The organism is Streptomyces sp. NPDC014734 (genome assembly GCF_043083325.1).
Lineage (GTDB): Bacteria > Actinomycetota > Actinomycetes > Streptomycetales > Streptomycetaceae > Streptomyces.
Genome location: NZ_JBIBYN010000002.1, coordinates 498,689 through 520,597 on the forward strand (window position 1 = coordinate 498,689; position 21,909 = coordinate 520,597).

Below are 21,909 nucleotides of genomic sequence, written 5' to 3' on the forward strand. Positions count from 1 at the left end.
CCGCGGACGCGCGGACAGAAACGACGGCGAGGACTGATGGCACCCGATTCCGAAGCAAACGGCGGCGGAGTCTCGGATGGCACCGACTCCTGGGGCATCGGCGGCGTCGTCGGTGACGGGCGTTACCGGATGACCCACCGCCTCGGCCGGGGCGGCATGGCGGAGGTCTTCGCGGCCGAGGACGTCAGGCTGGGGCGCACGGTCGCGGTGAAGCTCCTGCGCTCGGATCTCGCCGAGGACCCGGTCTCCAAGGCCCGGTTCACGCGTGAGGCGCAGTCGGTTGCCGGCCTCAACCACCACGCGATCGTCGCCGTGTACGACTCAGGCGAGGACGTCGTGGGCGGCCAGACCGTCCCCTACATCGTGATGGAGCTCGTCGAGGGCCACACCATCCGCGATCTGCTTCTCAGCGCCGAGGCCCCGCCTCCCGAGCAGGCACTGATCATCGTCTCGGGCGTGCTGGAGGCACTCGCCTACTCGCACCAGCACGGCATCGTGCACCGGGACATCAAGCCCGCCAACGTGATCATCACGAACTCGGGCGCGGTCAAGGTGATGGACTTCGGCATCGCCCGTGCCCTGCACGGCGCGCAGTCGACGATGACCCAGACCGGCATGGTCATGGGCACGCCGCAGTACCTCTCCCCCGAGCAGGCGCTGGGCAAGGCGGTCGACCACCGCTCCGACCTCTACGCGACCGGCTGCCTGCTGTACGAACTCCTGGCGCTGCGGCCGCCGTTCACCGGCGAGACCCCGTTGTCCGTCGTGTACCAGCATGTGCAGGACACTCCGGTCCCGCCGTCCGAGGTGCTGCAGGCGGTCCCGCCGGAGCTGGACGGGCTGGTCATGCGCTCGCTCGCGAAGGACCCGGACGACCGGTTCCAGAGCGCCGAGGAGATGCGCGGGCTCATCCAGTACAGCCTGCAGATGCTCCAGGCGCAGGGCGGCCACACCGGTATGTGGAACACCGGACCGGTCGTGGCGCACGAGCCCGGTCACACCCCGCCCATGGGCCTCACCGGCCGCACGATGGCGATGAACCAGGCGCCGCACGGCGACACCTCGCAGGGCCCGATCCTGCCGCCGATGAACCCGGACGACGGCGGCTACGACGGCGGATACCAGGGCGGCGGCGGGCGCGGCAAGCTGTGGCTGTTCGTCGTGCTCGCCCTGATCGCGATCGGTGCCGGTGTCGCTCTCGCGGTCAACGCGGCGAACGAGAACGACAAGCAGCACGAGAAGACACCGGCCACGACGTCCGGTTCGCCGTCCGCGTCGGAGAGCCCGTCCGCGCCGAGCGACGAGCAGACCGAGCAGAGCAGGCAGCCGGAGAACTCCTCCGGCAACCAGCAGGAGACGCCGCCGCGCAACCCCTACACCCCGCCGGTCCGGCCGAGCCACACGCCCGACCTTCCGTCCAACGAGGCGTCGACGCCGCCCGACGGCAACACCGACTCCGGTACGGGCACGAACGAGGGCGGCAACGGCAGCGGTGAGAGCACGAACAACGGTTCGGGTGAGAGCGGCAGCAACGGCAGCGGCGACAACACGAGCACCGGCCCCGGCACGAACGAGGGCAGCACCAACGGCAGCGGTCCCGGGGGCGATTCGAGCGGAACCGGCAACGGCGCGGCCGCCGGCCCCGGCGCCGCGGCCGGCAGCGGTACGTGACCGGCCGGGCCGCCGCCCGCCGACGAGGCCCGCGGCGGCCCGGCTCCGGGGTCACGGCCCCGCAGATGACGGGCATCGGCCCGGTACATGTCCGGCATCGGCCGTGCACAGGGCCGTAGCGGTCCGGCCGTGCACAGGGCCGTAACGGGTCCGGCCGTGCGTGAGGCCGTAACGGGTCCGGCCGTGCGTGAGGCGTTCACGGCCTCACCCCGTGAACGCCTGGCGCACCGCCTCGTACTCGCGCGTCCACCAGACCGCCAGGGCCGACACCGCGGGGAACTGCGGGTCGGCCCTTCGGTCGTGGAGGCAGTACCGCCAGCGCAGTATCCAGAAGTCGTTGAGCCGCTCCCACCACACCCGGTGCACCGCCGCGGCAAGTTCCGCCGTTCCCGCTCCGGCCGCCCGTCGGTACGCCTCCGCGTACGCCCGCACCTTCGGCAGGTCCAGTTCCCCGGCCGGCTGCACGAAGAAGATCGCCGCCGCCCGTACCGCCTCCTCGGCACGCGGCTGGACCCCCAGCCGGTCCCAGTCGACGATCGCGACCGGCTCGGTGCCCCGGTAGAGCACGTTCAGCGGGTGGAAGTCGCCGTGCACCCAGCCGGTGGCCGGGACCCCGGGCGTGGGCGGCCTGCGGTCGGCGTGGCGCTCCAGCAGGGCGCGCCGCTCCCGCAGCCGGTGCTCGGCCAGTTCGTCGAACGAGTCGCGGGTGCACCGTTCGCGGGTGGCCGTCAGCAGCTCGTCGATCAGTGCGAAGGTGTCGACGGGGTCCGGGCTCAGATATCCGCCGGGCGGCCCGGAGGGTTCGGTGGCCGGCCCCATGACCTGCTCAAGCCCGGTGTGCACGGTTCCGAGCAGTGCGCCGAGCCGTCGCGATTCGGAGGTGGTGAGCTGGGCCCCGGCCCGGTGCAGCCCGTCGATCCAGGGGTGAAGGGCGTAGCACCGGCCGCCGATCTCCGTGACCGTGTCGCCCTCCGCGTCCTGGAGGGGTGGGGCGACCGGCACGCCGAGCGACTGGAGCCGCTGGGTGGCCCGGTGCTGGCGGACGATCGTGGCACGGTCGCCGGTGGAGGCGTCGAGGTGGTGCTTGAGGAAGTAGGAGCCGCGCGTGGTGGAGACCCGGTAGCCGTGGTTGAGCAGGCCCTGCGTGACGGGCCTGCAGACGAGCGGTTCACCGGCGTCCGGGTAGTGGCGCAGCACCTCGTCCACCGGCGGGACCGGTGGAACGGGAGCGAGGGGTACAGATGAGCGCGGCACTCGCCAGATGTTAGATCACGCTGCGTTGCGGTTCGGCTGACTTGCGTGACGGACCGGAGTGTGCGTGGAAACCCAGCGTATGCACGGTGACGAAGCGCGGGGCGACCGCGAGGTAGGCCGCGGCGAAGGGTTCGCCGTTCACCAGGGCGGGGGCGGAGCCGAAGAGCTCCTGTTGTCCGGGAGTGGGGTGCACGATCTCCGCGGGGCCGGTGAACTGGACGGACCACAGCGCGCCGTCGTCCCCCGAGGGCGCGGTGTTGTAGTTGTCCGCCCCGTACGCGACCACCGTGCCGTCGCAGGCGTCGTGGTAACCGAGCCCTCCGTGCATGCGCAGGACGACCCGGCCGTCGGCCACGATGTGGCGGGCCACCGCCAGTATCGGAAGGGCCCGCATGCTCGTCGCCAGTCGGCCGTACGCGACGCGGCCGAGCAGGTCGAGCGCGTGGAGATCCTCTGAGGGCATGCCCACCACTCTCCGACACCGTCGCGGCGTCAGAAAGAGGCCGGGGCCCCGGGTGGTACGGGACCAAAGTCCCGCGGACCACGGCGCCCGCGGACCACGGCGCCCGCGGACCACGGCCGCCCGCAGGTGCGACGGCCCGGCTCCCCGTTGGTGGCTCGGAGCCTGTCGGGTGACCTCTGACCGGGTGGCCACCCGACAGGCCCTCAGCCCTTCTCCGCCTGGAGCCTGGCCACGTACGCAGCGGCCTGCGAGCGTCGTTCCATGCCCAGCTTGGAGAGCAGACTGGAGACATAATTCTTGATCGTCTTCTCGGCGAGGTGCAGCCGCTCACCGATCACGCGGTTGGTCAGCCCCTCGCCGATCAGGTCGAGGATCTTGCGCTCCTGTTCGGTGAGACTGGCGAGCCGCTCGTCCCCCCGGCCCTTCTTGCCCTCCCGCAGCCGCTCCAGCACCTGCGCCGTCGCGACCGGGTCCAGCAGCGACTTCCCGGCCGCCACGTCCCGTACCGCGCTCAACAGTTCATTTCCGCGGATCGCCTTCAGCACATACCCCGATGCGCCCGCCATGATCGCGTCGAAAAGCGCCTCGTCATCGGCGTACGAGGTCAGCATCAGGCACTTGATGCCGTCGTCCTGGGAACGGATCTCCCGGCACACCTCCACCCCGCTGCCGTCCGGCAGGCGTACGTCGAGCACGGCGACGTCCGGCCGGGTCGCGGGAATGCGGACCAGTGCGTCCGCCGCCGTTCCGGCCTCGCCGACCACCTCGATGTCGTCCTCGACCGACAGCAATTCATGGACCCCGCGCCGGACCACCTCGTGGTCGTCCAGCAGAAAAACAGTGATTTTTCCTTGTTCGCGCACAAAACGCAGTCTCACACACTCGCCCCTTCCCTGCCGCCGAACGGCGGGATAACGTGCGCTTGTTCCGGTAGCCCGCAAGGCTGTTCCCGGCGCCGTGACCAGCGGGACTTCCCGACTTTTTCGATTTACTTGGAAATCCAAGCAAAATCGCAGGTCAGATGGGGTTTCGCAGTTATGCGGTGCACTGGGTAACGTGCTTTTGACAGGGCGCTCGCCGGGGCACCTGTCACGCCTGTTTTCCGGACCGAGCGGCACCCACCCCGTGCACGGGTACGGACGCAGGCGAGCCGCACTGGTTTCCCGGCAGACCCCGGGGGCCGGACCGACGGAGGAGCACGCACGTGACCGTGGAGAGCACTGCCGCGCGCACACCGCGACGCAGCAGCAAGCGGACCAGCGCCGTGAAGACGACCGCGAAGACGACCGCGAAGACGACTGAGAAGTCGACTACCGGGGCAACCGCGAAGGCGGCCACCAAGGCGACCGCGAAGAAGCCCGCTCGTACGCCGCAGAGTTCCGATCCCGAGCTCGTACAGCTGCTGACGCCCGAGGGCGAGCGCGTGGAGCACCCGGACTACAGCATCGACCTGACCGCCGAGGAGCTGCGCGGTCTGTACCGGGACATGGTTCTCACCCGGCGTTTCGACGCCGAGGCGACCGCCCTGCAACGCCAGGGCGAGCTGGGCCTGTGGGCGTCGCTGCTCGGTCAGGAGGCCGCCCAGATCGGCTCCGGCCGGGCCCTGCGCGACGACGACTACGTCTTCCCGACCTACCGCGAGCACGGTGTCGCCTGGTGCCGGGGGGTGGACCCGACCAATCTCCTCGGCATGTTCCGCGGCGTGAACCACGGCGGCTGGGACCCCAACAGCAACAACTTCCACCTGTACACGATCGTCATCGGCTCGCAGACCCTGCACGCCACCGGCTACGCCATGGGCGTCGCCAAGGACGGCGCGGACTCGGCCGTGATCGCGTACTTCGGCGACGGCGCCTCCAGCCAGGGGGACGTCGCCGAGTCCTTCACCTTCTCCGCGGTCTACAACGCCCCGGTCGTCTTCTTCTGCCAGAACAACCAGTGGGCGATCTCCGAGCCCACCGAGAAGCAGACCCGCGTCCCGCTCTACCAGCGCGCGCAGGGCTACGGCTTCCCCGGCGTCCGGGTCGACGGCAACGACGTGCTCGCCTGCCTGGCCGTGACCCGTGCGGCGCTGGAACGGGCCCGCCGGGGCGAGGGCCCCATGCTCGTCGAGGCGTTCACCTACCGCATGGGCGCGCACACCACCTCCGACGACCCGACGAAGTACCGGGCCGACGAGGAGCGCGCCGCGTGGGAGGCCAAGGACCCGATCCTCCGCCTGCGTACCCACCTGGAGAAGGAGGGCGCCGCCGACGAGGCGTTCTTCACCGAGCTGGAGGCCGAGAGCGAGGCCCTCGGCAAGCGGGTGCGCGAGGCCGTGCGCGCGATGCCCGACCCGGACCCGATGGCCATGTTCGACAACGTCTACGCCGACGGGAACCCGCTCGTCGACGAGGAGCGCGCGCAGTTCGCCGCGTACCAGGCATCGTTCGCGGACTCCGCCGAGGACTCCGTCGAGGAAGGCAAGTAGCCATGGCCATGGAAAAGATGTCCATCGCGAAGGCGCTCAACGAGTCGTTGCGCAAGGCCCTCGACACCGACCCCAAGGTTCTCGTCATGGGCGAGGACGTCGGAAAGCTCGGCGGTGTCTTCCGGATCACCGACGGACTCCAGAAGGACTTCGGCGAGGACCGGGTGATCGACACCCCGCTCGCCGAGTCCGGCATTGTCGGCACCGCGATCGGCCTGGCGCTGCGCGGCTACCGCCCCGTTGTGGAGATCCAGTTCGACGGCTTCGTCTTCCCCGCGTACGACCAGATCGTCACGCAGCTCGCCAAGATGCACGCCCGCGCGCTCGGCAAGATCAAGTTGCCGGTCGTCGTGCGGATTCCGTACGGCGGCGGCATCGGCGCCGTCGAGCACCACAGCGAGTCCCCCGAGGCGCTGTTCGCGCACGTCGCGGGGTTGAAGGTGGTCTCGCCGTCGAACGCGAGCGACGCGTACTGGATGATGCAGCAGGCCGTCCAGAGCGACGACCCGGTGATCTTCTTCGAGCCGAAGCGCCGCTACTGGGACAAGGGCGAGGTCGAGACCGACTCCATCCCCGGCCCGCTGCACAAGGCCTCGGTGGCCCGTTCCGGTACCGACCTCACGCTCGTCGCGTACGGCCCGATGGTGAAGGTCTGCCTGGAAGCGGCAGCCGCGGCCCAGGAGGAGGGCAAGTCGATCGAGGTCCTGGACCTGCGTTCGATGTCCCCGATCGATTTCGACGCCATCCAGACCTCCGTGGAGAAGACCGGGCGGCTCGTCGTGGTCCACGAGGCGCCGGTGTTCTACGGCTCCGGGGCCGAGATCGCCGCTCGCATCACGGAGCGCTGCTTCTACCACCTGGAGGCACCGGTGCTGAGGGTCGGTGGCTACCACGCCCCGTACCCGCCGGCGCGGCTGGAGGACGAGTATCTGCCGGGTCTCGACCGTGTGCTCGACGTCGTCGACCGCTCGCTGGCGTACTGAGGACTGGGACGTGACAACGATGACCGACACTTCCAACGCGGCCCGCTTCCGCGAGTTCAAGATGCCCGACGTGGGCGAGGGCCTTACCGAGGCCGAGATCCTCAAGTGGTACGTCCAGCCCGGCGACACGGTCGCCGACGGCCAGGTCGTGTGCGAGGTCGAGACGGCGAAGGCGGCCGTGGAGCTGCCCATTCCGTTCGACGGCGTGGTGCACGAGCTGCGCTACCCCGAGGGCACGACCGTCGACGTCGGCCAGGTGATCATCGCGGTGGACGTGGCCCCGGGCAGCGGTGACGCGACCCCGGCGCCGGTCGCCGAGCCGGTCGCCGAGGTCGCAGCCGAGGACAAGGCCGAGGACGAGGCGCCGAAGGGCCGCCAGCCCGTCCTGGTGGGGTACGGCGTCTCCGAGAGCTCGACCAAGCGGCGGGCCCGCAAGGGCACTACCGCTTCCGTACCCGCCGCCGCGGCGGCGGTCCAGGGCGAGATGAACGGCCACCGCGCCACCGTGGTCCCGGAGAGCCGGCCGCTGGCCAAACCGCCGGTGCGCAAGCTGGCCAAGGACCTGGGCATCGACCTGGCGACGGTCGTCCCGACCGGCGAGGGCGGGATCATCACCCGCGAGGACGTCCACGCGGCGGCCACGCCCGTACCGGCCCAGGCGCAGGCCCCGGCGCCCGTTGCCGCCGCTCCGGTGGCGGCCGAGGCCGAGGTTCCGGCTCCGGTTGTCGTCGCGACGGTGGGTGCCCGCGAGACCCGCATCCCGGTCAAGGGCGTACGGAAGGCCATCGCCCAGGCGATGGTCGGCAGTGCCTTCACCGCCCCGCACGTCACGGAGTTCGTGACCGTCGACGTGACGCGGACGATGAAGCTGGTGGCGGAGCTCAAGGAGGACAAGGACATGGCGGGGGTGCGGGTCAACCCGCTCCTGATCATCGCCAAGGCCCTCCTGGTCGCGATCCGTCGCAACCCGGACATCAACTCCGCCTGGGACGAGGCGAACCAGGAGATCGTGCGCAAGCACTACGTCAACCTGGGCATCGCCGCCGCCACCCCGCGCGGCCTGATCGTGCCGAACATCAAGGACGCGCACGACAAGACCCTGCCGGAACTCGCCGCCGCACTGGGCGAGCTGGTCTCCACGGCACGCGACGGCAAGACGTCCCCCGCGGCCATGGCGGGCGGCACGGTGACCATCACCAACGTCGGCGTCTTCGGCGTCGACACGGGCACCCCGATCCTCAACCCGGGCGAGTCCGCGATCCTCGCGGTCGGCGCGATCAAGCTCCAGCCGTGGGTCCACAAGGGCAAGGTGAAGCCGCGTCAGGTGACCACGCTGGCCCTGTCGTTCGACCACCGCCTGGTCGACGGCGAGCTCGGCTCCAAGGTCCTGGCCGACGTCGCCGCGATCCTGGAGCAGCCGAAGCGGCTGATCACCTGGGCGTAGGGGTCCCGGCGGCACGCACGCCCCCGGTGGTGCGCGTGCTCCGGGTGGTGTGAGCGCCTTCGGTGGTACGTGCACGAGGTGGGCCCGCGCGGAGTTCGCGCGGGCCCACCTTCCGTCGGGGCCCGCTTTTCGTCCGGGCCACCTTCCGTCCGGGCTGTCGGTACTCCGTCGACGGTCCCGGGCGTCGACGGCCGGTGTCAGAGGGCTTCGCTACGGTGGACCGATCCATGGAGTCGCCCGCATTCGGCACGGCAAGAGGACGGTGGCCTCGCGTGAAAGCCATTGAGCACGCCCACTTCGGGCGCGTGGAAGCACGCGCGCCGGATGGTGCGGACGCCGTCTGGGAAGGCACCGCACGGCTCGGGGACGACGAGGTGGAGGCCCAGCTGTGGGCCGGACCGTCCAGTGAGCCGGACGTCGACGAGCTGGACGCACTTGCTGCATGCCTCACCGACTTGTCGGCTCTCGACACGGCGGCTCGCACGGCGCTGCGGACGTACCTGCACGAGGATCGCTACTTCATCGACTTCCACGTCGAGGAGCTTGAGGACAGCGAGACGCTTGCTCGTCTCGTACGGGACGCGGCCGGTGAAGCGGTCGGAGCCGATTCCTTCACCGCAGCCATGCGCCTGAGCCGTGTCGGCCTATGGCTGGGCGATCTGTCCGACGGGGCCCCCGTCATCCTGGACTACACGTTCGATCCTGATCTCAGTGATCAAATACTCGCCGTCAAGTCGACCCGGGACGGGACGGTGGTCTCCGTCGACTGGGAGAGCTGACGGCGTCATCGCGGCACGACACGACACCCCGTGCGGACGCGGGATCACGGCGGTCGTCCCGGAGAAGGCCGATCAGGCCGCGTAGCGCGTGAAGCACCGCGGAAAGCGCCGTGGAAAGCGCCGCGGGGACGGCGCCCGGTCGGCAGACCGGACGCCGCTGCCGCTCACCTTCAGGCCGGTGGGGCGACCGCCCGGTCGAGGTGACGGGCGAGGAACCGGGCCGCGCTGTCGGCCTCGAACCTGGGCAGTTCGAAGTGGGTGCCCGCGTTGGCGTGCAACGTCTTCTCCTTCGAGGCGAAGGCGTCGAACAGCGCGAGGCTGCCCTCGCGCGGGATGCGCTCGTTGTCCCACTGCACGTCGAACTCGATCGGGACGGTGATCCGCTTCGCCGTCTCGATCAGGGCATCGGGCCAGTGCATGCCGAAGACCGCGGCCGTGATCCTGGGCTCGTTCGCCACCAGCGGTACCCCGATCGCGGTGCCCAGGCCGATGCCGATGTAGCCCACCGGTCCCTCGGCGCCGATCTCCGGGAGTCGCTGGAGGGCGTCCAGGGCCGCCTGCCACTCGGGCACGGCGATCTCCGCCAGTCGGGCGTTGTAGCGGACGACGATCGGGCCCTCCGGCTCGCCCGCCGCCTGCGCCGTGCGCAGCTCGGCGATCTCCCGCTCGTCGTGAGCGGAGCGCGGCCGGTCGCCGTGACCGGGTGCGTCGATGACGGCGACATGGAAGCCGCAGCCGTTCACGAGAAGGCGGGCGCGGCCCGTCATCGCGGGATGCTTCTTGTGGGCGCCGCCGCCGTGGCCCATCAGGACCAGGGGCGCGCGACCGGTGCCGGAGGCCGGCGACCAGAGGACGCCGGGGACGTCGCCCATGGTGAAGTCGCGCTCGACCATGCCGTTCGACGACGACTCGTCGGTGAACTGAAGAGAGTGCACGGGTGTTGCCTTTCGGGAGTGCCTTGTTGTCGAGGCGCTCCCGGCGACACCAACGTCAGTCGCCGGCCGTGACGGGAAGGGGGAGCACCCACGTCGATACAGCGTTCATGGGTCTCACCTCCTCGGGCGGCGTCACGGTCGTCCGCAAGGCAAGCTACCAGCCCGATGCGATCCCGCTCATTCCTTTTTTCGCGTTCCTCTTCCGCGCAGCGGCGATCCGTTCACGGTTCCGTTTGTGAAGCACGTGATCCGTCGCCGCGACCCACTCCGCGCCCTTGTCCGCATCACCCTCCGGCGATGACCGCCCGCTGTGTACGGGTGTGTCGGTGCCGGCAGGGAGACTGCGGTCATGCCATACGAACCATCCGCGGTGCGTTCCGCGTGGACGCGCATCGACAACTGGCTCCGGGCGCATGCGACCGTGTCCTACGAGAACCTCGCTCCGCCCGCCGACCCGCGGGAGATCGAGGAGGCGGAGACGGCCATGGGCCTGGCGCTGCCCGACGAGTTGTTGCAGTCGCTGGCGTGCCACAACGGCCTGCGCTCCGAGGACATGACCTTTCCGGGAGGAACGCCCCGTTCCATTGCCGAGATCGTCTCCTTCCGACAACTGTCCATGGACATCCCGCGCCGTGGTGAGTCGGCCCCGCGGGGCCAGGCGCCCCCGGCCGACGGCAAGGAGCCCTGGTGGGATCCGCAGTGGATTCCGTGGGCGCACAGCAATGGGGACGCGCAGGTCATCGACATGCGGGAGGGACCGGACCAAGGACGGGTCGGCATCCAGCGGCACGACGGCTCCGGCGACTTCAGCCGGTCCTGGCCGTCGCTGTCCGCGTACCTCGAAGCCGTCGCCGACGTCCTGGAACAAGGGGGGACGGTACTCGACCTGAGCCCATTCGTCTGCGAGGCGTACGAGGACGAGGAGCGCGAGGACGGCGAGTACGAGCTGTACTGGGAGCCGCTGGACGAGTCGAAGAGGTCGCGGTTCTCCCCGGGAGGTGTACCGGCGCCGGTGTCCCGGCCACTTCGGTGAAGAGCCCGTGCCGCCTTCACCGCAGCGACGCACCTCTGCGGGCGGGGCGGCGCGCGGTCGGGACCACTTCCGTTCATCCACCGCTCAACACGCTGGGACACATCGGGAATTGGGCCGCCGGTACGCGTTGTTAGGGTGGCCCGATGGCAACGGTCAAGAAGTTCCAGGTCACTTTCGACTGCGCAGAACCGGAGCGCGTGGCTCGCTTCTGGTGCGAGGTGTTGGGGTACGCCATCACGCTGCCTTCCGAGGGGCAGGGTTCATGGGCCGTGGCCTCCGATCCCACGGGTGAGGGACCGCGCATGTACTTCCAGCGCGTGCCCGAGGGAAAGGTCGCCAAGAACCGGGTCCATCTCGACGTGCGGGTCGGCACCGGCCTCGTGGGCGAGGAGCGCCTGGCCACCCTTGAGGCCGAACGCGATCGGCTGGTCGCGCTCGGCGCGGTGTGCGTGACGGTCCTGTATGCCGATGAGGAAAACGAGTCGTGCATCCCGATGCGGGACATCGAGGGCAACGAGTTCTGCGTCGACTGAGCAATCGGCCGAGCACCTTCCCTTCCGGGACGACAAGGTGGGAGGCCGTCCTCGGACGACGTGTGCGTCGTGCCTCCTCGGGAGGCCGCCGTTCGGATGGTGCGGCTGATCACCCGGACCTGACGGCTCCTGGCTCGCACGTCACCGATGGGCCCGCGCACCACGCGCGGGCCCATCGGCGTTTCCGCACTCCGTGCGGGTGAGGTCGAGTTCGGCGAATACGGTCTTGCCGACGACACGGGACTCGGCGCCCCATCGGTCGGCCACCTGGCTGACGATCAGCAGCCCGCGCCCGGTCTCGTCCCCGGCCCCCACCCGCTCCCCGCGCTCGCGCGGGCGCTCGACGCCCGCGTCGCTCACCTCGATCCGCAGGGCGCCGGGCACCAGGATGAGCCGGACCCGGAACAACCGCTCCGGCCCGGCACCGTGCAACAGCGCGTTGGTCGCCAACTCGCTGACCAGCAGCGCCGCGTCACCGGACCGCTCCGGGTATCCCCACTCCGTGACGAGCCGGGCGACGCGCCGACGACTGAAGCTGACGTTGCTGGGGTGCGGGGCGTAGTCGAGCCGGTCCTCGCGGAGTACGGGGGCGGGGCCGGGCAGCCCGGTGGCGAAGGGCGGCGGGACCTCTTGGGTTGCGGACATGGGTGCGAACTCCTCGTGGGCGGTCATGGACGCGTGCCTCCGTGGGTGCGAGCGGTGGCGATGCCGCGGCTGCGGCGCGCCGCTTCCGGCGCGGGGCAGGGCGGTGCGCTTCCGCCTGAACAACGTGATCAGTTCGGCACCGAACGTAGCGTCGCCAATGTGCGGGACTCAAGACTCTGGGTCATATATTCCCCGTACGGATTAAAGAGTGCTGTGGGCGCCCAACTAGCTGCGACACTGAGGGCGTTCATCGGGAGGGCGAAATGCAGACAGCCGGCAGGAAAGCCAATGGCAACCGCGTCTCCACCGTTCTCGGTCGACGGCTGGGCGGGGAGCTTCAGAGGCTACGAGTGGCGGCGGGCCGGACCCAGCGCGAGGCGGCCGATGTACTCAGCGCTACCCAGACCAAAGTGGTGAAGATGGAAAGCGGATGGGTTCCCATGCGTGATCCGGACATCATCGCGCTCTGCGGTGCGTACGGTGTCGGGGATCCGAAGGTCCGCGCGTACTTGCTGGAGTTGGCCAGGACAGACCGGGAGCGCCGCAAGGTCAAGGGGTGGTGGAACGAAACTCCCACACTGGCGACTCAGGCCGACTACATCGCGATGGAGGATGTGGCGGTCAAGGTGCGTCAATGGCAAATGGCCATCATCCCGGGCTTGTTCCAGACCGCTGAGTACACGCGGGCCATGGGTGTGGCCGACATGTCCTGGGACGACATCGACCGGATCGAGGACATCGTCGCTGGCAGAGCGAAGCGGCAGGCCAGATTGCAGGGCGACGATCCACTTCGCATCCACGCGGTCATCTGGGAGGCGGCGTTCCGCCAGCTGATGGGCGGACCCCACGTGATGGCGCGCCAACTCGGGCATCTGTGCCAACTCGCCGAGCTCCCGAATGTTCATATCCAGGTGCTGCCATTCTGGGCGGGTGGCCATCCGTGCATCGGCGGACCGTTCAATGTGCTGTCATTCGGAGAGGACGAAGCTGTCGATGTCGTGCACATGGACACTCCCCGGTCCACGATCTGGGTGGAGCATGCCGGAGAGAGTGAGGTGTTCGTCAACCTCTTCAACCAGGCGGCACGCATGAGCCTGGCGCCGTACGACTCCATTCAGTTCATCGACAGCATCGCGAAGGAAATGACCAGATGAACACGTTCTGTTTCCGTAAATCCAGCTACAGCGCAACGGCCAGCGAGTGCGTCGAAATCGCCCGCAACATACCCCACACCGTCGCCGTCCGTGACTCCAAGAATCCCGCCGGTCCGGTCCTGATAGTCGCCCCCGCCGCGTGGGATGCCTTCCAGGACGGCCTGGTCCGGTCCGACTGACCCGGAACGGCCCGGCCGAGACTTCCGGAGTTTTTACGCGTTCGCGCGTACGAGCAGCGTCCCGATGTGACCCGGACGGGGAGCGTCCAGAACCTGTGCCTCGGCCGTGGCGAATCCGGCGCGGATGAGCAGGCGTTCCCACAGGGCGGGGCGGTAGCTGTAGCGGTAGGTGTACATCGCCCTGCCCGCGAAACCGCCCTTGTACATGCCCTGCGGTCCGTACGCGCCGGGGATGGCCGGTGGCTGCGAGAAGACGAAGACGCCGCCGGGGGTGAGGCGCCGGCGGACGAGTGGGAAGAGGCGGCTCGGGTCGCTGAACCAGGCGGCTCCGAAAATGGAGTAGACGGCGTCGTACGTGTCCTCGTGCTCGCTCAGATGGTCCAGGACCTCGGCGCACACGAACTCCGCACCGGTACCGGCCCATTTCGCGGAGGTCTTCTCGACCATGACGGGAGACAGGTCGATTCCCCTGGCGGCGATGCCCAGTCGGGCGAGATGGGCGAGGGAGCGGCCGGTGCCGCAGCCGATCTCCAGGACGGAGCGCGGGGAGCCGAGCAGTTCGGGACCGGGGCCGTGACCGGTGTACTGGGTCCAGCAGAAGACCGGCTCCATGTCGGTCTTGAAGGCCGAAGCGGCGTAGACGTCCCACAGTTCGGTCTCGGTGGCGATGTCGTGCTGTGCGGGCAAGGCGGTTCCTCATTCTCGGGGGCTGTCCCTGTACCTGCTGTGATCTGGTCATGAAGGCGGCGGTAGGACCCGGCGGCGTTGCAACGTGACGGAAGCTGCGCGGAGTTGTGCTCTCTCATGGTGGGGCTGTTCATCTGGGCCGAAGCGACCCGAGGCGCGCGGTTGCGACGAGTCCGCGGCACGGAGGGCGCTGCTGTCGCGTTGAATCCGGTGTCCGGAAGGCGAGCGCAGGGGTGCGACGGGGCAGCGGCACGTGCCGTCGCATCCGGCAGAGGCATGAACCTGCCACGGAAACCGAGTGTGGTGGACGTGGCACGTTCTGTCACCTTGGATCAGATGAAATGACCCCGGCAGCGCGCCAACGCTCCGGGGTCCGGCACAAGGACCAAACTCCCCATGCAGATTCATCGTAGCCGCCATGCGCGCGGTTTCACTGTTCTTCCCAACGCGTTGTTGCAGGACCGGCGGTTGTCGTACACCGCGCGCGGTCTGCTGGCCGATCTTCTCTCCCGTCCGGACGGCTGGTCCGAGGACGGTCGGCAGATGGCCGACGCCAGCCCGCAGGGCCGTCTCGCGGTCGCGAAGGCGCTGCGGGAGCTGACGGCCTTCGGGTACTACCGGGTCCGCACGTTCCGTCGTGACGACGGAACGTGTGTCAGCGAGTCCCATGTCTACGACACCCCGCAGGCCGTTCCGGGCCCGGAGGCCGAGCGCCAGGTCGTACCGGGTACCGGCCGTCCGGGTTCCGGTGGGCCGACCGCCGGTGGCGCGGGTGCCAACCCCGTAAAGGACCGAAGGAAAAAACCCTCCCTCCCCGGTCGGCGTCGGCGCCGACCGCCGGGCGTGGTGGGTACGGGGGGTGTTCGTACCGGTCCGGGGGAGGGCGAGCCGCCGGGGATGGCCGGGGCGGTCGATTCGGGGGTCTGTGCCGGAGGCGGGGGTGATCGGGGCCGTGCCGGTCCTTCGACGGCCGGGGCGCACGGTGCGGCCGTGGCCACGCTGCTGCGGGCGATCGGGCCGGAACCCCGACTGCGGTTGGGCGCGGGCGAGGCGCTGGGCCTCGCGCCGTTGGTCTCCGCCTGGCTGGAGCGCGGCTACGACCACCGTGACCTCGCCGGGGCCCTCCTGGGCGGGCTGCCCGCACGTATCCACTCCGCCTCGGCGTTCCTGGGGAACCGCCTGAGCCGCAAACTGCCCCCGCCGTCGCCCGAGTCGGCCGGACCGGTCCGGCCACGCGGGGCCGAATGCGTCGAATGCCGCCGACCGATCCCGCGCGAAGGCACGTGCCGCGACTGCGTTCGCGCCACCGGCGGTGGTGGCGGCGGTGATGGTGGTGGTGGCGGTTCACGCCGTGACGCCGACATCGGTGTCCGTGCCCGTACGGCCGTCAGGGGCCGTGCATTGGTCCGCGCCGCGCTGCGGACGGGTGGTGCGCACGTGCCGGCCATCGCATCGGCGGAGGGTGACGGCGCAGGCTGATGGCGAGCGGCCCCGTCCCCGACTCGTGCCGGGGCCGGATGCGACTGTGTGACGGGGCTGCGTGCGGGGTTGCGTGCCGGCATCGCGTGCCGGGCGATCGGGCAGGGCAGGGCAGAGCAGGGCGATCGGGCAGGGCGGTACGTGACGGCGGGAGGGGTCCCGCGTGGCGCGGGACCCCTCCGTGTGCGCGGTGCCGGACCGGGCTACTTCTTGAAGCCGTAGTCCATGATCTTCTTCATGTCCGCCGACCGGTTGGTCGCGTTGGTCGAGGCCAGCACGGTGCCGACGATCGTCTTGCCGTTGCGGGTCGCGGCGAAGACCAGGCAGTACTTGGCCGTCGGGCCGGAACCGGTCTTCACGCCGATCGCGCCGCTGTAGCTGCCGAGCATCGTGTTGGTGTTGGCCCACGACATGTAGCGGTAGCCGCCGGACTTCGTGGTGACCTTCTGCTTGGTCGACCTGGTCTTCACGATCGAGCGGAACGTGGAGTTCTTCATCGCGCTGGAGGCGATCTTCGTCAGGTCGCGCGGCGTCGAGTAGTTCGTGCCGTTCCCTATGCCGTCGAACGAGTCGAAGTGGGTGTTCTTCAGACCGAGGGACTTGGCGGAGGCGTTCATCTTGCCGACGAACGACTTCACCCGGGCCGCGCGGGTCGAGCCCGAACCGAACTTGTCTGCGAGGGCGTACGCGGCGTCGCAGCCGGACGGCAGCATCAGGCCGTACAGCAGCTGGCGGACCGTGACCTTGTCGCCCACGATCAGACGGGCCGACGAGGCGCCCTTGGAGACGATGTAGTCGCTGTATGCCTTCTGGATCGTGACCTTGGAGTCCAGGTTCACATTCTTCTGGTCCAGGACGACCTTGGCGGTCATGATCTTCGTGGTGGAACCGGTGGAACGGCGAGTGTCCGCGGTCTTGGCGTACAGGGCCTTGCCGTTTCCGCTGTTCATCACGAAGCCGCCCTTGGCGGTGATCTTCGGGACGGGCGGTGCGGCGGCCTGCGCGGAGGAGGCGAACACGCTGCCCGCGATGACGGCACCTGCGGTGAGAGCCACCGTGGCAGTGGCGGAAACGCGGTTGATGCGCTTAAAGCCGATTTTCAACTTGGTTGCTCCAAATGCCCCTGAAATGCGGCCACATGAAGGTGCCGCTCGGTGATGAGACTCACGAGCCGCGGGAATGGATGCGTGGTTTCCCGGGGTTATCGGGGCAATTTCGGAGTCAAGGGCGGTTCAGGGGATGGTCAAGGCGGTGGGTGCCGGGCGTCGGCCGGCCGTCCTGCCGGGCCGTGTCGCCCCGCGTTGCAGTGCCGTCCTGCCGCCCCGCGGCGCCCCGCACTGTCGTGTCGCCCCGTACTGCCGTGTCGCCCGGTGCCGCCGTGCCGCCCGGTGCTGCCGTGTCGGCCGCCCCTTCATGCCCCCCGGTGGTCGGAGTCCGGACAGAAATTCGTCATGTACGCATGTTGTATCTATCCTGTGTGCATGCCTGCCTCACCCCCGGCCGTGAAGCCCCCTGTCCACTCGCTCAAGCCCGGCTCCAAGCGGCCACCCGCCGCCGAGCGCGTCTACACCCACATCAAGGAAGCGGTCCTGGAGCGCCGCTACGAGGGCGGCACCCTGCTCACCGAGGGCGATCTCGCCGAGGCCACCGGAGTCTCCCGCACTCCGGTCCGGGAGGCGCTGCTCCGCCTGGAGGTCGAGGGGCTGATCAAGCTGTACCCGAAGAAGGGCGCCCTCGTGCTCGCCGTCTCCGCCCAGGAGATCGCCGACGTGGTGGAGACCCGGCTGCTGGTCGAGGAGTTCGCGGTCCGCAAGGCGGTGCCCGCCTCCGCGCAGTTGATCGGACGGCTGGAAGAACTTCTCGACGAGCAGCGGCAGTTGGCCCGGGAAGGCGATCTGGCCGCCGTGTCCGTGAAGGACCGCTGCTTCCACGCGGAGATCGTGCGCAACGCGGGCAACGACATTCTCTCCCGCCTCTACGACCAGTTGCGGGACCGGCAGTTGCGGATGGGAGTCGCCGTGATGGAGGCACACCCGGACAGGATCACCGCGAACATCACCGAGCACGGCGAGCTGCTGGAGGCGATCAGAGCCGGCGACGCCGACGGCGCCGCGCAGGTCGTGCGGCGCCATGTCAGCCGGGTCAAGGTGCTGGTCAGGGGTGAGGACCGGTGAGTTCAGCCGCCGCTCCCACCCTGTCCCTGCCCGGTGATCCACCCGGTGGCCGGCGCGCCGCGTGGGTGTGGGGCATCGGGGTCGCCGTCTACTTCGTCGCCATCATCTTCCGCACCAGTCTGGGCGTCGCCGGGCTCGACGCCGCCGACCGCTTCCACGTCAACGCCTCCGCGCTCTCCACGTTCTCCATACTTCAGCTGCTCGTCTACGCGGGGATGCAGATACCCGTCGGCCTGATGGTCGACCGGCTCGGTACCAAGAAGGTGCTCACCTTCGGGGCCGTGCTGTTCACGCTCGGGCAGCTCGGCTTCGCGCTGTCGCCCTCGTATGGCATGGCGCTGGCCTCCAGGGCGCTGCTCGGCTGCGGTGACGCGATGACGTTCATCAGTGTGCTGCGGCTCGGCGCCCGCTGGTTCCCGGCCCGGCGCGGTCCGCTGATCGGCCAGGTCGCGGCACTCATCGGGATGGCGGGCAATCTCGTCTCGACGCTCTTCATCGCCCGGGCCCTGCACGGGTTCGGCTGGACCACCACCTTCGTCGGCAGTTCGGCCGCCGGGGTCGTCGTCCTGGTCCTGCTGCTGCTGTTCCTGAAGGACCACCCCGAGGGCCATGAGCCGCCGCCCGTCGAGCACGCGGGTGCCGCCTTCGTGCGCAGGCAGATCGCCGACGCCTGGCGGGAGCCCGGCACCCGGCTCGGCATGTGGGTGCACTTCACCACGCAGTTCCCGGCCATGGTGTTCCTGCTGCTGTGGGGGCTGCCGTTCCTGGTGGAGGCGCAGGGGCTGAGCAGGTCCACCGCCGGTGAGCTGCTCACCCTGGTGGTGCTCTCCAACATGGCGTTCGGGCTGGTCTACGGGCAGATCATCGCCCGGCACCACGCGGCCCGCGCCCCACTGGCGCTCGGGACGGTCGGGGTGACGGCCCTGCTCTGGGCGTCGGTCATCTTCTGCCCGGGCGGCCACGCGCCGATGTGGCTGCTCATCGTTCTGTGCGTGGTGCTCGGCGCGTGCGGCCCGGCCTCGATGATCGGGTTCGACTTCGCCCGGCCCGCCAACCCGCCGGAGCGCCAGGGAACCGCGTCGGGCATCGTCAACATGGGCGGCTTCATCGCCTCGATGACCACGCTGTTCGCCGTCGGCGTGCTGCTGGACGCCACCGGCGACGACTACCGGATCGCGTTCGCCACGGTCTTCGTACTGGAGGCGCTCGGCGTCGTCCAGATCCTGCGACTGCACTCCCGGGCCACGCACCGCGAGCGCGAACACCATGTGGTCAGCCGCGTGGAGGCCGTGCACGTCCCCGTGTGACCGGCATCCGGTCGGCGGCGCGCCCGTCCTGACCCGACGGGCGCAGCCGACCGCGGTGGCGCGAAATCCGGGACGTGACGGCGTCAGGCCGCCGTGCCGGTCACGGTGTCACGGCGAAGTTCCGCAGGATCGCCTCGGCCAGGTCCGGATCGCCCTCGACCTTGACGCGGTCCGCGACCGCGCCCGCGCGCACCCGTCCGCAGGCGAGACGTGCGTACGTCTCCCAGTCCATCGCCAGAGTCACGGCAGGGCCGAGCGACGGCGAGCCGTCCACCGAACCGCGTCCTTCCGCGTCGACCCTGACCGTGCGCAGAAACTCGACAGGTCCGTTCACATCGATCACCACCGCCGAATGGGCGGGCGCCCCGGCGTCCTTGGCGACCACCTTCGGCAACTCGTCGAGCAGGACGTCCCGGACGATGGTGGCGCCGGGCGAGTCCAGATTGCCCGGCCGGCCCAGCGCCGCACGCAGATCCTGCTCGTGCACCCAGATGTCGAACGCCCGCATCCGCAGCGCCACTTCGAGGGTCTGCTCGGCGCCGAGCGGCGCCCGGATCAGGGTCTGCGGGTCACGGTTCTCGTTGCGCAGCTGACGGGCGCGGCGAATGATCGTGTACTCCAGCTCGGCGAGCATCTCCGGGGAGGTGTGGTGGCGCCGCACATCGACCTGCATCTCCATGTAACGGGCGAGGTCGTTCTGCATGTGGTAGAGGTCGCGCGGCAGCGTGTGGATCGGACGCGGATCGCCGAGCTGCTCGCACTCCATACCGATGATGTGCGAGACGATGTCGCGCACGGACCAGGCGGGACACGGAGTGCGGCGGTTCCACTCCGCTTCGGCGAGCGGCTTCACCAGCTCGACTATCGACTCGATGGAGTGGGTCCAGGCATCGGCATAGGTCTGAAGGCTGGGATGGACGGTCACGGGACCCCTCGTGCGGTTCTGCGGTGCGTGGGCTGAGTGCTGGGCGCGGGCGGGCCGCGGGCTGCGGACGGCGGACGGTGGGCTGCGTGGGAGGTTCGGTCGCTAAGTTACGCTGCGATCAGGCACCCCGGCAGTGCTTTCGTGTGACGATCGTAGGCCTGTGTTGACGGCTCGAATGCCAGGACGGTGGTAGTGTGCGCGCCTCCCTCATCCAGATCGCAGTAGACCCGGACGAATCCGTCGACTCCCGCAGGCGGCGGGCGGCGGAACTGATCGCCGCCGAGCGCGGCGCCGACCTGGTGGTCCTTCCCGAACTCTGGCCGGTCGGCGCCTTCGCCTACTCCGCGTTCGCGGACGAGGCCGAACCGCTTCTGGGGCCCACCCACGAGATCATGGCGAAGGCCGCCGCCGACGCCGGAGTCTGGCTGCACGCGGGCTCCTTCGTCGAGCGCGCACCGGACGGCACGCTCTACAACACCGCGCTCGTCCTCACTCCCGAGGGCGAGTGTGCCGCCGCCTACCGCAAGATCCACCGCTTCGGCTTCGACCAGGGCGAGGCGGTGATGATGGGCGCCGGTGAGGAACTGGTGACGGTCGCCCTGCCGCAGACCACCCTGGGCCTCGCCACCTGCTACGACCTGCGCTTCCCGGAGATGTTCCGGGGCCTTGTGGACGCGGGCGCCGAGACACTGGTCGTGGCGGCCGGCTGGCCCGAACGGCGTCGCGCCCACTGGACGCTGCTGGCACAGGCGCGGGCCGTGGAGAACCAGGCGTATGTCCTGGCCGTCGCCACCGCCGGTACCCACGGCGGGGTTCAGCAGGCCGGACACAGCATGGTCGTCGACCCCTGGGGCGAGATCCTCGCGGAGGCGGGGGCGGACGAGGAGGTGCTGAACGTGGAGTTCGACCCGGCGAAGGTGGCGACGACGCGCGAGCAGTTTCCCGCGCTCAAGGACCGCCGCCTGGGGCTGGCCGTGCCCGTGGCCGACGCGTAGGGCCTCCCGGAGGTTCCGGCGAACCGCCCGGGGGCGGTTCGCCCGGATGCCCCGTTTCACGTGAAACGGGGCAGACCCATCGATCGGTGGGGCGGTGAGGTGGTGGATCAGTCGTCGTGTTCCTTCTCCGCGAGCACGATGACGCACACCGATACGGCGATGAGGAGGGCCAGGTCGGCGTCCTCCCGCACGATATCGATGCCGTAGGTGTCACGAACGGTCAGCCAGCGCCGCGAGATCTGGGCGAGCAGCTCCCCGTCGTAGTCGATGGCGAACTCGCGGTCCAGGATCTTGCCGCTGACGTCCAGCTCGGTGCCGTCCACCAGTGTGACCCGGTAGTGGTTGCGCAGCAGCGACAGACGTTTGCGCCTGATCTTGGCGAGTTGTTCTCCGCCGCGCTCGATGAGCATGGTGTCCCGCAGACTCAGCAGCTTCTGCCGGATCTCGATCAGCACGCGGCCCTCGGAGTCCTTCAGCTCGAAGGTGTCGCGGACCCGCATGGCCTTGCCGTCGACGAGGAAGACCTTGCGGCCGTCCGCGTCCTCGATCCAGTAGTCGTCACCGATGGCGAAGAGGCGTTCACGTACCTGGAATCTCATGGCTCACAGGTTCCCCCAGGACCCGCAGGAATGCGTGCGGGCCACGGTGATGTTGACTGTTCACATGGCAACACGTGCGCGCGTCAGGGCCCCCGAGCTGATCGGCAAGGGCGGCTGGCTCAATACAGGCGACCAGCAGTACACCCTCGCCGACCTGCGAGGACGCATCGTGGTCCTGGACTTCTGGACGTCCTGAATCA

General features: G+C 69.6%; 24 protein-coding genes. 15 read left to right on the top strand and 9 right to left on the bottom strand.

The window, feature by feature from the left end; genetic code table 11:
• Positions 1 to 36: 36 nt before the first annotated feature.
• Positions 37 to 1,671, top strand: a complete 1,635-nt coding sequence (locus ACF1CT_RS06120; RefSeq protein WP_391782546.1) for a protein kinase — start codon at positions 37 to 39, stop codon at positions 1,669 to 1,671.
• A gap of 204 nt (positions 1,672 to 1,875) precedes the next feature.
• Here the strand turns inward: ACF1CT_RS06120 and ACF1CT_RS06125 are convergent, their stop codons facing one another.
• The 3 genes from ACF1CT_RS06125 to ACF1CT_RS06135 all read right to left on the bottom strand — a co-directional run bounded on the left by ACF1CT_RS06125 (position 1,876) and on the right by ACF1CT_RS06135 (position 4,251).
• Entirely contained in the window at positions 1,876 to 2,868 is a 993-nt protein-coding gene (locus ACF1CT_RS06125; protein ID WP_391782645.1) for a phosphotransferase, read from the bottom strand.
• Between the two features lie 67 nt (positions 2,869 to 2,935).
• Positions 2,936 to 3,388, bottom strand: coding sequence for a pyridoxamine 5'-phosphate oxidase family protein (locus ACF1CT_RS06130; protein ID WP_391782547.1), 453 nt, complete (start codon positions 3,386 to 3,388; stop codon positions 2,936 to 2,938).
• 203 nt (positions 3,389 to 3,591) lie between these two features.
• Positions 3,592 to 4,251 carry a response regulator gene (locus ACF1CT_RS06135; protein WP_391782646.1) on the bottom strand — a complete coding sequence of 220 codons (660 nt, stop codon included), beginning with the start codon at positions 4,249 to 4,251 and terminating at the stop codon, positions 3,592 to 3,594.
• Positions 4,252 to 4,592: 341 nt separating this feature from the next.
• On the opposite strand from ACF1CT_RS06135, the gene pdhA reads away from it, so the two are divergent.
• The 4 genes from pdhA to ACF1CT_RS06155 all read left to right on the top strand — a co-directional run bounded on the left by pdhA (position 4,593) and on the right by ACF1CT_RS06155 (position 9,064).
• Complete coding sequence (gene pdhA, locus ACF1CT_RS06140) at positions 4,593 to 5,858, top strand: pyruvate dehydrogenase (acetyl-transferring) E1 component subunit alpha (protein ID WP_391782548.1); 1,266 nt, start codon at positions 4,593 to 4,595, stop codon at positions 5,856 to 5,858.
• A gap of 2 nt (positions 5,859 to 5,860) precedes the next feature.
• The gene (locus tag ACF1CT_RS06145; protein ID WP_391782549.1) at positions 5,861 to 6,841 is read left to right on the top strand and encodes an alpha-ketoacid dehydrogenase subunit beta; all 981 of its coding nucleotides are present in this window, start codon (positions 5,861 to 5,863) and stop codon (positions 6,839 to 6,841) included.
• 10 nt (positions 6,842 to 6,851) lie between these two features.
• Positions 6,852 to 8,285, top strand: coding sequence for a dihydrolipoamide acetyltransferase family protein (locus ACF1CT_RS06150; RefSeq protein ID WP_391782550.1), 1,434 nt, complete (start codon positions 6,852 to 6,854; stop codon positions 8,283 to 8,285).
• Positions 8,286 to 8,557: 272 nt separating this feature from the next.
• A complete protein-coding gene (locus ACF1CT_RS06155) occupies positions 8,558 to 9,064 on the top strand; it encodes a DUF2004 domain-containing protein (RefSeq protein ID WP_391782551.1) in 507 nt (168 codons plus the stop codon).
• A gap of 170 nt (positions 9,065 to 9,234) precedes the next feature.
• On the opposite strand, the gene ACF1CT_RS06160 is transcribed toward ACF1CT_RS06155, so the two are convergent.
• On the bottom strand, positions 9,235 to 9,999 hold the full coding sequence (locus ACF1CT_RS06160) for an alpha/beta hydrolase (protein ID WP_391782552.1): 765 nt from the start codon (positions 9,997 to 9,999) through the stop codon (positions 9,235 to 9,237).
• Positions 10,000 to 10,106: 107 nt separating this feature from the next.
• On the opposite strand from ACF1CT_RS06160, the gene ACF1CT_RS06165 reads away from it, so the two are divergent.
• The 3 genes from ACF1CT_RS06165 to ACF1CT_RS06175 all read left to right on the top strand — a co-directional run bounded on the left by ACF1CT_RS06165 (position 10,107) and on the right by ACF1CT_RS06175 (position 11,565).
• The gene (locus ACF1CT_RS06165) at positions 10,107 to 10,238 is read left to right on the top strand and encodes a hypothetical protein (RefSeq protein WP_391782553.1); all 132 of its coding nucleotides are present in this window, start codon (positions 10,107 to 10,109) and stop codon (positions 10,236 to 10,238) included.
• A 110-nt stretch (positions 10,239 to 10,348) separates the two neighbouring features.
• Complete coding sequence (locus ACF1CT_RS06170; protein ID WP_391782554.1) at positions 10,349 to 11,032, top strand: SMI1/KNR4 family protein; 684 nt, start codon at positions 10,349 to 10,351, stop codon at positions 11,030 to 11,032.
• Between the two features lie 143 nt (positions 11,033 to 11,175).
• Entirely contained in the window at positions 11,176 to 11,565 is a 390-nt protein-coding gene (locus tag ACF1CT_RS06175; RefSeq protein ID WP_391782555.1) for a VOC family protein, read from the top strand.
• A 141-nt stretch (positions 11,566 to 11,706) separates the two neighbouring features.
• Here ACF1CT_RS06175 and ACF1CT_RS06180 read toward each other — a convergent pair whose 3' ends face one another.
• On the bottom strand, positions 11,707 to 12,210 hold the full coding sequence (locus ACF1CT_RS06180) for an ATP-binding protein (RefSeq protein WP_391782556.1): 504 nt from the start codon (positions 12,208 to 12,210) through the stop codon (positions 11,707 to 11,709).
• 263 nt (positions 12,211 to 12,473) lie between these two features.
• Here ACF1CT_RS06180 and ACF1CT_RS06185 point away from each other — a divergent pair, with 263 nt between their 5' ends.
• Positions 12,474 to 13,364 carry a helix-turn-helix domain-containing protein gene (locus ACF1CT_RS06185; RefSeq protein ID WP_391782557.1) on the top strand — a complete coding sequence of 297 codons (891 nt, stop codon included), beginning with the start codon at positions 12,474 to 12,476 and terminating at the stop codon, positions 13,362 to 13,364.
• Positions 13,361 to 13,543: a DUF397 domain-containing protein gene (locus tag ACF1CT_RS06190; protein WP_391782558.1), complete on the top strand. Its 183-nt coding sequence runs from the start codon at positions 13,361 to 13,363 to the stop codon at positions 13,541 to 13,543. The genes ACF1CT_RS06185 and ACF1CT_RS06190 overlap by 4 nt, the downstream gene beginning before the upstream one ends.
• Before the next feature lie 33 nt (positions 13,544 to 13,576).
• Here the strand turns inward: ACF1CT_RS06190 and ACF1CT_RS06195 are convergent, their stop codons facing one another.
• Positions 13,577 to 14,230 carry a class I SAM-dependent DNA methyltransferase gene (locus ACF1CT_RS06195; protein ID WP_391782559.1) on the bottom strand — a complete coding sequence of 218 codons (654 nt, stop codon included), beginning with the start codon at positions 14,228 to 14,230 and terminating at the stop codon, positions 13,577 to 13,579.
• Positions 14,231 to 14,626: 396 nt separating this feature from the next.
• On the opposite strand from ACF1CT_RS06195, the gene ACF1CT_RS06200 reads away from it, so the two are divergent.
• Complete coding sequence (locus ACF1CT_RS06200) at positions 14,627 to 15,709, top strand: hypothetical protein (protein ID WP_391782560.1); 1,083 nt, start codon at positions 14,627 to 14,629, stop codon at positions 15,707 to 15,709.
• A gap of 203 nt (positions 15,710 to 15,912) precedes the next feature.
• Here the strand turns inward: ACF1CT_RS06200 and ACF1CT_RS06205 are convergent, their stop codons facing one another.
• Entirely contained in the window at positions 15,913 to 16,812 is a 900-nt protein-coding gene (locus ACF1CT_RS06205; RefSeq protein ID WP_391782561.1) for a D-alanyl-D-alanine carboxypeptidase family protein, read from the bottom strand.
• A gap of 378 nt (positions 16,813 to 17,190) precedes the next feature.
• On the opposite strand from ACF1CT_RS06205, the gene ACF1CT_RS06210 reads away from it, so the two are divergent.
• Positions 17,191 to 17,883, top strand: coding sequence for a GntR family transcriptional regulator (locus tag ACF1CT_RS06210; RefSeq protein ID WP_391782562.1), 693 nt, complete (start codon positions 17,191 to 17,193; stop codon positions 17,881 to 17,883).
• The gene (locus ACF1CT_RS06215) at positions 17,880 to 19,190 is read left to right on the top strand and encodes a nitrate/nitrite transporter (protein WP_391782563.1); all 1,311 of its coding nucleotides are present in this window, start codon (positions 17,880 to 17,882) and stop codon (positions 19,188 to 19,190) included. Before ACF1CT_RS06210 ends, ACF1CT_RS06215 begins: the two co-directional genes overlap by 4 nt.
• Before the next feature lie 100 nt (positions 19,191 to 19,290).
• Here the strand turns inward: ACF1CT_RS06215 and ACF1CT_RS06220 are convergent, their stop codons facing one another.
• Entirely contained in the window at positions 19,291 to 20,115 is an 825-nt protein-coding gene (locus ACF1CT_RS06220; RefSeq protein WP_391782564.1) for a maleylpyruvate isomerase family mycothiol-dependent enzyme, read from the bottom strand.
• Between the two features lie 194 nt (positions 20,116 to 20,309).
• Between ACF1CT_RS06220 and ACF1CT_RS06225 the strand changes: the two genes are divergently transcribed.
• The gene (locus tag ACF1CT_RS06225) at positions 20,310 to 21,110 is read left to right on the top strand and encodes a carbon-nitrogen family hydrolase (RefSeq protein ID WP_391782565.1); all 801 of its coding nucleotides are present in this window, start codon (positions 20,310 to 20,312) and stop codon (positions 21,108 to 21,110) included.
• 107 nt (positions 21,111 to 21,217) lie between these two features.
• On the opposite strand, the gene ACF1CT_RS06230 is transcribed toward ACF1CT_RS06225, so the two are convergent.
• Entirely contained in the window at positions 21,218 to 21,709 is a 492-nt protein-coding gene (locus tag ACF1CT_RS06230) for an LURP-one-related/scramblase family protein (protein WP_391782566.1), read from the bottom strand.
• A gap of 64 nt (positions 21,710 to 21,773) precedes the next feature.
• On the opposite strand from ACF1CT_RS06230, the gene ACF1CT_RS06235 reads away from it, so the two are divergent.
• The gene (locus tag ACF1CT_RS06235) at positions 21,774 to 21,905 is read left to right on the top strand and encodes a hypothetical protein (protein WP_391782650.1); all 132 of its coding nucleotides are present in this window, start codon (positions 21,774 to 21,776) and stop codon (positions 21,903 to 21,905) included.
• The last annotated feature ends 4 nt before the right edge of the window (positions 21,906 to 21,909 follow it).

Coding starts and splice junctions, on each gene's coding strand:
- ACF1CT_RS06235 (WP_391782650.1), top strand. CDS start 21,774: ATGGCAACACGTGCGCGCGTCAGGGCCCCCGAGCTGATCGGCAAGGGC.
- ACF1CT_RS06120 (WP_391782546.1), top strand. CDS start 37: ATGGCACCCGATTCCGAAGCAAACGGCGGCGGAGTCTCGGATGGCACC.
- ACF1CT_RS06180 (WP_391782556.1), bottom strand. CDS start 12,210: ATGTCCGCAACCCAAGAGGTCCCGCCGCCCTTCGCCACCGGGCTGCCC.
- ACF1CT_RS06200 (WP_391782560.1), top strand. CDS start 14,627: ATGCAGATTCATCGTAGCCGCCATGCGCGCGGTTTCACTGTTCTTCCC.
- ACF1CT_RS06130 (WP_391782547.1), bottom strand. CDS start 3,388: ATGCCCTCAGAGGATCTCCACGCGCTCGACCTGCTCGGCCGCGTCGCG.
- ACF1CT_RS06145 (WP_391782549.1), top strand. CDS start 5,861: ATGGCCATGGAAAAGATGTCCATCGCGAAGGCGCTCAACGAGTCGTTG.
- ACF1CT_RS06230 (WP_391782566.1), bottom strand. CDS start 21,709: ATGAGATTCCAGGTACGTGAACGCCTCTTCGCCATCGGTGACGACTAC.
- ACF1CT_RS06165 (WP_391782553.1), top strand. CDS start 10,107: ATGGGTCTCACCTCCTCGGGCGGCGTCACGGTCGTCCGCAAGGCAAGC.
- ACF1CT_RS06170 (WP_391782554.1), top strand. CDS start 10,349: ATGCCATACGAACCATCCGCGGTGCGTTCCGCGTGGACGCGCATCGAC.
- ACF1CT_RS06185 (WP_391782557.1), top strand. CDS start 12,474: ATGCAGACAGCCGGCAGGAAAGCCAATGGCAACCGCGTCTCCACCGTT.
- ACF1CT_RS06190 (WP_391782558.1), top strand. CDS start 13,361: ATGAACACGTTCTGTTTCCGTAAATCCAGCTACAGCGCAACGGCCAGC.
- ACF1CT_RS06175 (WP_391782555.1), top strand. CDS start 11,176: ATGGCAACGGTCAAGAAGTTCCAGGTCACTTTCGACTGCGCAGAACCG.
- ACF1CT_RS06210 (WP_391782562.1), top strand. CDS start 17,191: ATGCCTGCCTCACCCCCGGCCGTGAAGCCCCCTGTCCACTCGCTCAAG.